Source organism: Bacillus sp. 7894-2, assembly GCF_002272225.1.
In the GTDB taxonomy this organism is placed as follows: domain Bacteria; phylum Bacillota; class Bacilli; order Bacillales; family Cytobacillaceae; genus Cytobacillus.
In genome coordinates this window covers 1-12,165 of sequence record NZ_NPDG01000099.1, presented here as the reverse complement: position 1 = coordinate 12,165, position 12,165 = coordinate 1, and the positions used below count along the sequence as shown (strand labels likewise).

Genomic DNA, 12,165 nt, shown 5'->3' with positions numbered 1-12,165 from the left:
GTTACCTCCTCGCTCCTCGTTTTGACTCGCCCGTGAAGTGCATCGACGATGTCATGTCTCTAATACGGTCGACCATACTCGCTTGGTTGTAGACCGTGTGCAACTCGGAAATCGGTATATTTGACGTGTAAATCGTTGGCATTTCGTTCATGACTCTATGGTTTATAACGCTTCTCAGGTCGTCTCTAAACCCCTCCGTGGCGTCTCGAGTGCCTATATCGTCCATCACAACAAACGGCGTGTGACGGGCTTTCTCGAGGCTACTGTAGTAACGTTCAGCAGCAGGCTCAGCGATAGAGTCCGGTACCTTCGGTCTATTAAAATTGTTATAGTCCGTCTGCAACCCGTTAGCATCGAGGAAGTACCCCAGCCGTTGAGGCGGCGTTTGCTTGCGCTTGAGGTATCCGATGTACACCCGGAGCAGCCATTCGTGTAGCAACGCAATAGCTGTCGTTGTTTTGCCGGTGCCTGGCGACTCCGACCACAGGTACAGCGACTTGACACGGATTTCCTCGTCGGTCTTGCCAGCCTCAGCCAGCTTCGATTGCACATCGTCAAAGTGCTTTTCGAATGACTTAACGTAAGCATCAAGTTTAGCGTAAACCTTCGCTTGTTCCGTAGCTGCCGGCGAGTCAGCGAGCAGGATCCCGGCGTAATCCCGAGGCACCCCTGCTGCACCGACCCTACCGCCCTTGCCGTCCACCCCGTGAAGGCCTACGTAAATAGGGTTCGTCGGGGCGCATAGGTGATTGCCGTTTAGATTTCGTAATAAGCAATGGCGCATTTAGTCGCCTCCTTTCGAGTGTTCGGTTAGTATCGTGCGGAATCGTTGATTACTCGGTCACCGTCTCTCGAATCCATCGAAGTAGGTCCTATGTTGTGAAGTTGGTGCATACCTTCGAATACGTCGCAGGCTACAGATACGGTACCTTCGAAGTACTCAGTTTCGCCGGTGAAATGTACGCGGACAACGTCACCGACCTGCACGCCTTCCGGTTCCGGTGCGTTTAGGTATTCGCTTGGCACGTCAAGCCCGAGCGCCCTACGTAACGCGATAGCCTTGCCTATGTGCTCGTTGAAGCAATCGGACGGGTCGCACTTCGCGATGCCTCGACCTCGTATTACTCCGGAGCCTGCGCCTCTCAGTAACGCAACTACCGTTCTCTTCTCGGCATTGACGATGAACTCGACTTTACAGTTGAACGGAAACATCGGATCTGCGGGGTCCTGTAAGTCGTAATAACGTCCGGTTTTAAGCCCTTCGATGTCTGCCTTCGCCTGGGCAACGATATCAGCCCGATTAAGAACCGGCCCAACCGCAGGCATTTCACCCTCGCCGCCTTTGATGCGCTCCATTAGTTCATCCAAAAGAGCCTCGAATGTTGCGGTTTTCAACGTTGGGATAGAGAACAAGTCAATGCCGTCTTCCCCGATAAGGAATTGACGTCCGTCTTCTAGTTGGCACACGTAAATAGTATCGTTGTATTGTTCGTGGTTGCCTTTCGCAAGAACGTCAACTACTTCTCCGCGTATTTCGGAACACACAATGCTATTGTTCACGGAATTAGGGTATCCCGCAGCATTCGCGAATTTACCATACGTACTGTAGCGCTCTCCTGCCTTAATTACCTTCGCTTTGATCCCTTTACCTTCTAATCGTTCGATTACGATTTTCTTTGCCATTTTACATCGCTCCATTTCCTCGGCGTTTCGCCGTGTATTTTCGTGTTTAATTCGTTTGGCTACCATAACCCTCGGCGGTTGCTATCGACCGAGTATGACCGCCTACAGGCCGTTAGAACCACTCCTCGTCTACTCCGTTTGCCTCTTCGGCCTCTACTGCTTCCGCCCGTTGCTGCTTGCGCTTTACCGATAGCTCCGCCTGCTGTAGTTCCGTCCTCAAGTACGAGAACATGAATCCGAATGACAGTACGGGATACTTCGGGTTTAATTTATGTGAAGCGAAACACCTGTCGATGTACTCCTTAACCACCGGAGCACCGTAGGTGGTTAGCGCGTTTTTTATCTGACCTTTCTCGGTTGCCCATCGCCTGCTGACCGGACCAGAACCGAACGGCTCGTAAGTTACGCCATACAGTTCTTTGTTACGGTCGATTAGGTAAGCGTGGATTGTGCTAGTGTTCCATTTTTCAATCGATAGGTTTCGCCAATCTTTCGTGCTTATTTTCGGCATTAATCGTTCACTCCTTTATATTCGTTAGATTACCTTCGGTAATACTTTTGCATGTTCTTACGAAGTAAGGTTATGCTGAGCGTTAGCGAATGAGCTCGTAAAGGTTTTTAAAGTCTAGTTCTTTTAAAGTATAGTTAACTTTAAAGTCTAGTTTATATTCGGTCACCATGACCGGTAGGCTGTGACACCATGACCGGTAGTAATGGACATCATGTCACTTAGGCTCCAATAAGTAGTAAATACTCGATGCCCGATGACCGTGATTATTGTACCGATGTTCCACCTTTAGGAGTCCGGCCGCCACTAGTCTCTCGACTGTCCTGCGCACCGTTCGCTCGCTACACCTTGCGTATTTTGCTATCGTGCTTATTTTCGGGTTACACTTAGGCTCGTGATTATCGGCGTGCTTACATATCGCAATGTAAACGGCTATGTCCGACATCAACGTTAGCCTCTCGGTGTCCTCGAGTACCTTGTTGTGGATTCGAGTGTACCGTGCTTCCCGAAAATCAATTAGCGTTATCTCCTCCATCCGTTTCCTCCTTTCGTTGTGTTCGCCTTACACTTACTAATAGACCACGAGGGACATTTCGTGGGACATTTTTGCGAAAGTTTTTCAAAAAAAAATCGCCGACCCCGAAAGGCCGACGTTAATTATAAGTAATCGCGAAGGCTATCCGCGACTTCTTCCGTATCTAAATGTAAGTATCGAGTGGTCACGGCCAGGTCGCTATGCCCGAGTGCCTTCGATATTAGCGCTATGTTCGCTCCTTTGGCGAGCAAATTCTTCGCGAATCCCCTACGTAATGCGTGCGGGTTAATATTTTGCAATCCGTATTCCCTTGCGTATTTGCCTAGCCGTTTAATTACGTTATTATTGGTCGGGCTAGTTGCGATAGGTCCTCCTTGCTTCGTTATAAACACGAGGTCATTGTTCGCGCGGTTCTCCTGGCGGATCAACTCGTTCTGCTCGATCAGCACCGATAGCAGTTGAGTCAGCGTATCGTCAAACGGTACCTGTAGCGAGTTATGGTTCTTTAGCAGCCCGCCGTCAATCCGGAGCACCTTCGACTGCAGGTCGACATGCTTCGTTTTCAGCTGAGTCAGCGTGCCTACACGGATCCCCGTTTGGTACATCAGCAGCACAGCCGTTGCGTCCCGGAGCTCTACGAATTTACTTAAGTCGAGTATTTGTAACAGCGTCATGACTTCCCGGTCTGTTGCGCCTTGTTTTACCGGGGAATCCACGCGTATTTTAATCGATTTCCAGAAGTTAAGGGGTAAGTACCCGTTGTCAAAACAACGCCCTAAATATGCCTTTAAACACTTCAAACGCGTTAGCTTCGTTTGGTTGCTCACGTCCATTGACGACAGCCACTCGTAAATATCATCGGCGGTGACCGTATCAAGTTCTTTATCTCCTACGATTGAAGCGAAGTGTTTAACGTGAATCTCGTAATCGCTAATCGTTCTCGGTCGCATACCTTGCGCGGCCATCTGCTGCAGTACGTTGCTCAACGCATGCTCAACGGTTATGTTACGACCGGGCTTCGTACTCTCTACGCCACCGCCCCCGAACAGCCCCTTTAAGCCATGCGCTAGCTCCGTTTTAACGTGTAATGATGCTTTCCGTTTGCCCAAATGCAAAAACGCCTCCTATCCGTTAGTTGACCGTATCACTGACCGTATCAACCAAACGTATAAAAGGCGCTATATCAACGTTTATTAGCAATCGAATGGCGTCCCAGGAGAGATTCGAACTCCCGACCGACGGCTTAGAAGGCCGTTGCTCTATCCGGCTGAGCTACTGGGACATTTTGAAATTATTTACCTGATTGAGATTTATTAACTCAACGACAAGATTTATTATATTAAACAAATGTTAAGAAGTCAACACTTTGTAAATTTTTTTTTATTATTATTGAGGGAAGACTGGCTTCCCTCAGTTATTATATTCAAATTAATCGCTTTTTACCAGAGAAAATTCTTGTGTCAGATCAGGAATTTTCCCATTGGAAACGTCATACACATCCAGTGTAACATCTTTTCCCCGTTTTTCCAGTATGATATATGTCTTTTCGTTTCTTCCTCTTGGAAGCCTTATGCTTCCAGGATTGATAAATAATATCCCCTCAGACATTTCAGCTCCCAGACTATGTGAATGGCCAAAACATACGATATCTGCCTTCAATTCACGCGCCCTGTATGACAGATTCATTAATGTGGACTTAACGGAATATTTATGACCGTGTGTGACGAAAAAGCGGAATCCTCCAGCCTCTTCTATTCTGTCCTCCGGAAAGTCTGCGTTAAAGTCACAATTTCCTCTTACTGCAGCGTAGCCCTTTAGTGATTCATCACCTGCTTGAAGCTCCGAATCTCCGCAGTGAATCATTAGATCCATATCAGGATGTGTATCACGAATTTGGCTGAGTTCAGAAGTTAATCCATGGCTATCGCTGACAATCAGAACTTTCATGAGTTTTCAGCTCCTGCCACGAAAGAAGGCAGCAGATCCTCAAGTTTTTGGAGAGCATTCGCTCTGTGACTGATCTGGCTTTTTTCCTCAGGCATTAATTCAGCCATTGCTTTGTTTTTTTCTTCTGCAAAGAAAATAGGATCATAGCCAAATCCATAAGTCCCTCTTCTTTCTCTTAAAATATGCCCTTCACAAGTTCCTGCAACGGTTTCAGTCGTTTTACCGGGAGCAGCGATGGCAAGAGCGCAATAGAACCGTGACCGCCGTTTATGATCCGGAACGCCTTCGAGCTCACCGAGAACTTTGTCCATATTTTTCTGATCATTTTTTTCCTCGCCTGCATAGCGGGCGGAATAGATGCCCGGCTTCCCTCCAAGCGCATCAATGATCAAGCCTGAATCATCGGCAATGACCATTCTTCCAAAAGCTTTAGACACGGCTTCCGCTTTAAGAATGGCATTCTCTTCAAACGTGCTGCCTGTCTCCTCAACATCCTGAAAATCCGGATAATCCAGCAGGGTTTTTACTTGATAGCCAAGAGGCTTGAACATCCGCTCAAATTCTCTCGCTTTGCCTGCATTTTTAGTTGCAATTATGACTTCCTGCATACTATATCCTCCCCGCAAGCTTTTCTTTTTTGCTTTGAATGCTTCCTGAGATATTCTCTCCCAGTGCCGATTTCTGAAGTTCAAGCAGCTCTGATATCCCTCCCTGTGCGGCACTAAGCATTTCCTGCAACTGCGCATAAGAAAAAGTCGCTTCTTCTCCAGTTCCCTGAAGCTCTACAAATTCCCCGCTGCCGGTCATGACGACATTCATATCCACTTCAGCAGAGGAATCTTCAATATAATTCAAATCCACAACAGCCTGCTTATCAGTAAGAATCCCCACGCTTGTGGCAGCAAGGAAATCATTGATTGGATAGCTTGAAAGCTTCTTGCTGCTGTAAAGCTTATCCATCGCCTGCGCCATTGCAATAAAGGCTCCTGTTATGGAAGCAGTCCGTGTCCCTCCATCAGCCTGTATCACGTCGCAATCAAGCCATACCGTTCTTTCGCCAAGTGCATCAAGATCCACTACTGCGCGGAGTGCACGGCCGATCAGGCGCTGAATTTCCATTGTTCTCCCTGAAATTTTTCCTTTTGCTGATTCCCTGATGTTTCTCTGTTCTGTAGCCCTCGGAAGCATGGAATATTCAGCTGTTATCCAGCCTTTCCCCTGTCCTCTCATAAAAGGAGGGACCCTTTCGTCAATGCTTGCTGTACAAATCACCTTTGTGTCTCCCACCGTAATGAGTACAGAGCCCTCAGGATGCTTTAAATAATCAGTTTCAATATGTATTGGCCTAAGTTGCTTTGGTTCACGTCCATCTGCGCGCATAAGCTGATTTCCCCCTTCATTTCCTTATATTGAACCTGGGCATTTGCCCAGTAATATTGGCATGCCTATTTTACCAACAAAGAAGAGGCGGCATTATATGCCAACCTCTTTTTCCCGTTACTATATAGTATAACAAAATCTGATATATTAAAAACTTCCTGTATTCACATTTTCAGGGCGTGTTACAGGCTCTGATAGTTTTTCCCCATCTTCATTAACAATCTCTGCTTTGCCATCCACAGTAACAGCCACGCTTTCGATGCCCTTTTGTTCAGTTAGGGAAAGGACAAGTGCGTTCAGCAAATGCTTGGAGATCATTTTCTCTTCGAAGCTGCTGAACACATTTTCATTGAAGTTTAATGTGACTTTTCCTTCTTCAATTTTTGGAGCTTCAAGCAGCTCTACATCCGGAAGGAAATCTGTCACCAGATTGGAAGCATAGTTCGGCCCTTTAATCAATTCGGATACAACCGCTTCAACTTTATTTTCCATCTCGTTGCTTACACGCTTGGTAACGGGCACGTAATAATAGTTTTCTTCATCCCCGCCCAGATAATAAACGGTCACCGGCTTTGTATTCGTGATATCTACTACTTCCGTTGTATCCATGTTTATTCCATTGGCTCTCGTTAATGCCGAACTGACCGGAGTTCCATTCACTGGCATCTCTTTTAGTTCATGTCCGTTTAATGTCAGCTTAACTTTATCAATGGAATCAAATTGTGTGAGTGTCCAGGTAACGGATTGGAGAATTTTCTTTTCATCCTCTTTAGCATATTCCTGAAATTCTTTTGAAAAATCGACGGTTGCCACTTTATCTTTAATATTTACAGAAACTTTTGTATCAGCCGGAAGGACTGCTCTGAAATCATTAGGGAGAAGCTCTGTAACAGGACCGTTCTCCACCAGGTACTCCAGCGCCTGTGTAGCAACTGAGTTCGTTTTCGGAAGATCGATTGTCTGGGGAACAACATACCCATTTTTATCAATCAAGTAAAGCTCTGTTTTAAGATTTGCCGTAACACCCTCTTCATTTTCAGCTGTTTCTTTTCCTGTTGTTTCTTCAGCAACACTTTCGCCTTCATCGGTGTAAGATACTGCTTTTGGCGGATCGACCTTTTCTTTCCCCTGGCTTCCGAACAATCCGCAGCCTGATAATAATACAGATGAAACCAGCACCGCTGACACTATCGACGTTTTTTTATTTATAGACATACATAATCCCCCCTGAGACAGTTTGTACTACATGTATACGAGCCTATCTGTAATTTAGACCGTCTTTTGGGATAAAAGTGTGAATAGATTTTTGACAAATTTGGACAATCTGATGTACGGCTGCCATAAAAACATAGAAAAAAAGCCCCAATAAGGAGCTTCAATATTGCTTCTGCAGTTCGTCTTTTACCAGGACAGCTTTGATTTTAAAATAATCTATTTCATCCGGAAGTTCTTCTTTAATTGGCTTGAGCATATCCCTTCCAGTTTTTTCAGCTGCCTGTAAAATAAGCTTTTCTTCCGTTTCATTGAAAATATCTGACCAGTCAATCTCATTGCCTTCTTTGATCGAGCGGAAGATATGCTCCTGAATCGTTATAGGGGAAAAGTTTCGCTTTTTGGCTATTTCCGTTATAGTATTTCCATTCTTATAATAATCAAAGGAAATCTGGTAGCTTGGACGGTCATCTTGTATTTCCTCTGACATTGAAGGCATACCTGCTGCAGGCATAGGGCGAATATTATGTTCTTCAGCAAATTCTTTGATTGCCTGAATAAAATATTCCCCATACTTATCAAATTTCATTTGCCCTACACCTTTAATATTTAACATCATGTCTTTGCTCACGGGAAAATAACGGCACATTTCTTTTAATGCGGTATCGGCAAACACAACAAAGGGAGGAACATTTTCTTCATCTGCAATCTTTTTCCTGAGCTTCCTCAGGATCTCAAAAAGTTCGATATTTTCATCTTCTTCCTGAACAGATACAGGCACACTAATTTTCATAGATAGTTTTTTCTGTCCTTTTAAGACAGGAATTGCATTTGCTGACAGCCTTACGGTCGGATATTTACCATCTGTTAAAATCAGATAATCCTCAGCCAGCAGATAGTTGATCATCTCGGCAATCTCTTTTTCTTTGCGATTTTTCATCAGCCCAAATGTGGAAAGTTTATTAAAATTAAGCTCGCGGATTCTTTTATTATTTGATCCTTTCAAAACCTGTGCAGTCAAAGTAACGCCAAATCTTTCTTCCATCCGCTTAATGCACGAAAAAATCATTAAAGCTTCCTGAGTAATATCGATGCTTGTCCGTTCATCCAGACAGCTGCTGCATTTGCCGCAGATGATAGGTTCGGCAGTCTCATCAAAATAATCAATGATATAGGATTGAAGGCATTTCTCTGTGTGGCAGTAATTAACCATATCCTTTAGCTTGCTGTATTCCTGCTCCATTTTCCGCGGATCCAGACTGCTCTCCTCAATCAAAAATTTCTGCAGCTGGATATCCTGAGGAGCAAACAGCAAATAACATATGCTATCCTCTCCATCTCTCCCTGCCCTTCCCGCTTCCTGATAATAAGCTTCAATGTTCCGCGGAAGATTATAGTGGATCACATATCTGACATTGGATTTATCAATCCCCATTCCAAAAGCATTTGTTGCGACCATAATATTTGATTCGTCATATACGAAGGCATCCTGTGCTTTTTTTCGTTCTTCTTCCTTTAAGCCTGCATGATATTTGGCAACTGAGCAGTTCTTGCCTTTTAAGAACTGGTACAGCTGGTCTGTCTCCCTGCGGCTTGAAGTATAAATGATTCCCGCTTCGTTTTTATGTTTGTTTATGGTCTGCAATAGAAAATCTCTTTTGTTAACACCTTTCACTACCTGAAAGGAGAGGTTGTCCCTTGCGAAACCAGTTATAAACGTATTTTCCCCGCCGATGTTTAGAAGCCTGCGGATGTCCTCTGCGACATCCTGTGTTGCTGTTGCAGTCAAAGCAGCAATTACAGGTTTCTGATGCAGATTGCTAAGCTCTGAGACAACGGAACGATAACTCGGGCGGAAATCATGCCCCCACTGTGAAATGCAATGGGCTTCATCAAAGACGATCGCATTGATTGAAATATCGTTTAATAATTGCAAAAAGGCAATGGACCCAAATCGTTCCGGCGCCACATACACGAGCTTATATTCTTCATTGCGTATTCCAGCCACAATGTGCTGATACTCGGCAGAAGACAATGTGCTGTTTATATAAGCAGCCGGGATGCCTGCAGTGCTAAGGGCATCTACTTGATCTTTCATCAGGGAAATTAAGGGAGAAATCACAATGGCCGTTCCGGGGAGTACAAGAGCGGGTATTTGAAAGCAGATTGACTTTCCGCCTCCAGTTGGAAGAATTCCAAGAGTATTGGTTTGTGAGAGGATATTTTGAATAATCTCCTGTTGGCCTGGGCGGAAAGAAGTATATCCAAAATATTTCTTTAAATAGTTTTCGGCTTGTGCCAGCAAATTGACCACCAACTCAATTAAGTATAGTTTTTCTTTCAATTACATGATACCAGAGCTTTTTTAAAAAGTAATCTAAAAGCATCGTGCAAATTTCTTTAAAAAACACCTTCTGAAAAGGTTCAGAAGGTGTCTGCAATTATTAAAGCGAAATTTTTTCAACATCATTTACAGAGAATCCAAGCCACTTTGAGGCAATTTTAGAAAAAATAGCCGTGGAGCCAGTTGTACAGAATTTATATTCCGGATTTTCATCTACAGCTTTAAGCAGGCCATGATGGTGCAGAATGGTACTGGCTTCCCTTGCTGTTTCCTCACCTGAGCTGATGACCTTTACCTCTTTACCCATTACATTCTTAATAATTGGTTCTAATAAAGGATAATGAGTACATCCAAGAATGAGTGTATCCATTCCTTTTCCTTTTAAGGGCTGAAGCGTCTCAGCCACTATTTTTTTGGCAACTGAGCCTTCGTACTCCCCGCTCTCTACCAGAGGAACGAATTTTGGGCATGCCAGACTATGCACGGCAGACCTGCTGTTTATCTGGATCAGCGCATTTTCATATGCCTTGCTTTTGACAGTGCCCTCTGTGCCAATGACACCAATTATATGATTTTTCGTCACTTTAATAGCTGTTCTTGCGCCTGGGAAAATGACACCGATAACCGGTATCGGCAGTTCCCTGCGTATTTCCTCCAGAGCGACAGCAGTAGCTGTATTACAGGCTATAACAAGCATTTTAATGTTTTCTTTAAGCAGGAACTCCGTCATTTGCCAGGTAAAGGATTTTACCTCTTCACCAGGCCGCGGGCCATACGGGCATCGTGCTGTATCTCCGAGGTATACAATATCTTCATTTGGCAGCTGCCTCATGATTTCTTTTGCAACCGTTAAGCCCCCCACTCCGGAGTCAATTATTCCTATAGGTTGTTTCAAAAGTACCGCCTCATTCTCCGCGCATATCATGGTGTAATTTCATTAAGTTATCTTTTAAGAACAAGACCTCATTATGTGAAGAATTTTTAAGGACCTCTTTTAGGTAATCCTGGCGTTTTTTAATAACTTCTTCAATAATCCGTTCTCCTTCATCAAGCAGATGAATCCGGACTACTCTTCGGTCATTTGGGTCTTTCACTCTTTTCACAAGGCTGTTTTTCTCCATTCGGTCAACAAGATCGGTTGTCGTGCTGCAAGCAAGATACATTTTATTTGACAGCTCGCCAATGGTCATATCGCCTTCTTCAAACAGCCATTGCAATGCCACAAACTGAGGAGGGGTAATAGTAAAGTCACTTAGAATTTCCCTTCCTTTTTGCTTAATAATGCCGGATATGTACCTTAAGTCTTTTTCAATATCAGCTACAACATCATTTATTTCATTTGTTTTAGGATCTTCCAGCTTCATTCATAAACACTCCCATTTAAGCTTTTACGATGTTTTCTGCCCTTGTGCATTTATTTTCACCTTTTTCCGTACAAATTTCAAGACAGAAATAAATCCAATAATGAAATATTCCTTATATATAAATGTGATAACCGGCCTCCCAGAAGGATAGCCGGTCTAAATTAAAGTTCTAGCTCTCCCATTCGAAGGAGCTCTACAACAGCTTGTGATCGCCCCTTTACACCAAGCTTTTGCATGGCATTAGAAATGTGGTTCCGAACCGTTTTTTCACTTATAAACAATTCACCAGCGATTTCCCTTGTTGTTTTATCTTGTACTAACAATTCGAATACTTCTCTTTCTCGTTTGGTGAGTAACGGCTTGTGAGTATATTCATTCTCCTTCAAGTATTGTAACCCTCCTTGCCTTTCGCCAGCTATGAACCGCGGGATGGGTATATATTTAGTCACCATATCATATGTCAGCAAAACAGCCGAAGTGACTATATTTAGTGAAAGGAGAAAGTTATTTTCAGGAAATGTGCTATTGTGCCGCTAGGCTCGGACTTTAACCCTGCTTTTCAGCATTTCTTTCATATTTTCGGTCCAAGGCACACCCTTGCCCGTCACCTTTGATATCTGCACCATCGTCCCCCTGCCGGTGAAGCAAACTGAACCGTCTGATTTCCTGCCCATATAATGAAGATCAACAGAAGAATTCCCTATTGAAGCAGCTTTTACGTATATTTGTATCTCTTCATCAAAGAAAACCTGGCTGATAAAATCGCATTGGAGGTCTGCTACGACTGGTATGGTTCCACTATCATGCTTTACCCAGTCCTGCATAAAGCCATTGCTTTTGAAAAATTCTATCCTTGCTTCTTCATAGTATGTAAATGGAATGGTATTGTTCAAATGTCCAAACATATCAGTTTCGGAAAATCTGACTTTTACTGGATGAAAAAAAATGAATTCTTCTTCCCATTTTTTAAAATCGTCTATATAGCTCAATTTTTTCATGCTGGTGCCTCCCGGTTATTTATGAATGAGCATTCACTCTGTTGAATTTCATTATAGTGTTTTTCGAATTGTTTGAAAACCTTTCCTCATGTAAAATAAAGGATCTTTTTTCAATGATTGTTGTTTTTGGTTTATGAATTCTGCCCGTTGATTTCCGCTGCAGGCACTTGCTTTCCGCGGGGAGGGATGGATGC

Annotated in this window: 14 protein-coding genes and 1 tRNA gene; all 15 read right to left on the bottom strand. The window is 43.9% G+C overall.

The window, feature by feature from the left end:
* Position 1: 1 nt before the first annotated feature.
* Positions 2 to 784: a P-loop NTPase family protein gene (locus tag CHI10_RS14530; RefSeq protein ID WP_179289039.1), complete on the bottom strand. Its 783-nt coding sequence runs from the start codon at positions 782 to 784 to the stop codon at positions 2 to 4.
* Positions 785 to 810: 26 nt separating this feature from the next.
* Positions 811 to 1,683, bottom strand: a complete 873-nt coding sequence (locus CHI10_RS14525; RefSeq protein ID WP_095244952.1) for a hypothetical protein — start codon at positions 1,681 to 1,683, stop codon at positions 811 to 813.
* 112 nt (positions 1,684 to 1,795) lie between these two features.
* Positions 1,796 to 2,194, bottom strand: a complete 399-nt coding sequence (locus tag CHI10_RS14520) for a hypothetical protein (RefSeq protein ID WP_095244951.1) — start codon at positions 2,192 to 2,194, stop codon at positions 1,796 to 1,798.
* Positions 2,195 to 2,408: 214 nt separating this feature from the next.
* Positions 2,409 to 2,636 carry a helix-turn-helix domain-containing protein gene (locus tag CHI10_RS22880; RefSeq protein ID WP_353615973.1) on the bottom strand — a complete coding sequence of 76 codons (228 nt, stop codon included), beginning with the start codon at positions 2,634 to 2,636 and terminating at the stop codon, positions 2,409 to 2,411.
* Positions 2,637 to 2,848: 212 nt separating this feature from the next.
* Complete coding sequence (locus CHI10_RS14510) at positions 2,849 to 3,775, bottom strand: tyrosine-type recombinase/integrase (protein ID WP_483294955.1); 927 nt, start codon at positions 3,773 to 3,775, stop codon at positions 2,849 to 2,851.
* A 156-nt stretch (positions 3,776 to 3,931) separates the two neighbouring features.
* Positions 3,932 to 4,008, bottom strand: a tRNA-Arg gene (locus CHI10_RS14505).
* A 146-nt stretch (positions 4,009 to 4,154) separates the two neighbouring features.
* Positions 4,155 to 4,673 carry a metallophosphoesterase family protein gene (locus CHI10_RS14500; protein WP_095244949.1) on the bottom strand — a complete coding sequence of 173 codons (519 nt, stop codon included), beginning with the start codon at positions 4,671 to 4,673 and terminating at the stop codon, positions 4,155 to 4,157.
* Positions 4,670 to 5,281, bottom strand: coding sequence for an XTP/dITP diphosphatase (locus CHI10_RS14495; RefSeq protein ID WP_095244948.1), 612 nt, complete (start codon positions 5,279 to 5,281; stop codon positions 4,670 to 4,672). Before CHI10_RS14495 ends, CHI10_RS14500 begins: the two co-directional genes overlap by 4 nt.
* Position 5,282: 1 nt before the next feature.
* Positions 5,283 to 6,053 carry a ribonuclease PH gene (gene rph, locus CHI10_RS14490; protein WP_095244947.1) on the bottom strand — a complete coding sequence of 257 codons (771 nt, stop codon included), beginning with the start codon at positions 6,051 to 6,053 and terminating at the stop codon, positions 5,283 to 5,285.
* 147 nt (positions 6,054 to 6,200) lie between these two features.
* Positions 6,201 to 7,268 carry a GerMN domain-containing protein gene (locus CHI10_RS14485; protein ID WP_095244946.1) on the bottom strand — a complete coding sequence of 356 codons (1,068 nt, stop codon included), beginning with the start codon at positions 7,266 to 7,268 and terminating at the stop codon, positions 6,201 to 6,203.
* 160 nt (positions 7,269 to 7,428) lie between these two features.
* Positions 7,429 to 9,570, bottom strand: a complete 2,142-nt coding sequence (recQ, locus tag CHI10_RS14480; protein ID WP_095244945.1) for a DNA helicase RecQ — start codon at positions 9,568 to 9,570, stop codon at positions 7,429 to 7,431.
* A 139-nt stretch (positions 9,571 to 9,709) separates the two neighbouring features.
* On the bottom strand, positions 9,710 to 10,504 hold the full coding sequence (gene racE / locus CHI10_RS14475) for a glutamate racemase (RefSeq protein ID WP_095244944.1): 795 nt from the start codon (positions 10,502 to 10,504) through the stop codon (positions 9,710 to 9,712).
* Between the two features lie 10 nt (positions 10,505 to 10,514).
* Complete coding sequence (locus CHI10_RS14470) at positions 10,515 to 10,973, bottom strand: MarR family winged helix-turn-helix transcriptional regulator (RefSeq protein ID WP_035330244.1); 459 nt, start codon at positions 10,971 to 10,973, stop codon at positions 10,515 to 10,517.
* A 161-nt stretch (positions 10,974 to 11,134) separates the two neighbouring features.
* On the bottom strand, positions 11,135 to 11,359 hold the full coding sequence (locus CHI10_RS14465) for a helix-turn-helix domain-containing protein (RefSeq protein WP_009333184.1): 225 nt from the start codon (positions 11,357 to 11,359) through the stop codon (positions 11,135 to 11,137).
* Positions 11,360 to 11,506: 147 nt separating this feature from the next.
* On the bottom strand, positions 11,507 to 11,971 hold the full coding sequence (locus CHI10_RS14460; RefSeq protein WP_095244943.1) for an acyl-CoA thioesterase: 465 nt from the start codon (positions 11,969 to 11,971) through the stop codon (positions 11,507 to 11,509).
* Between the last annotated feature and the right edge of the window lie 194 nt (positions 11,972 to 12,165).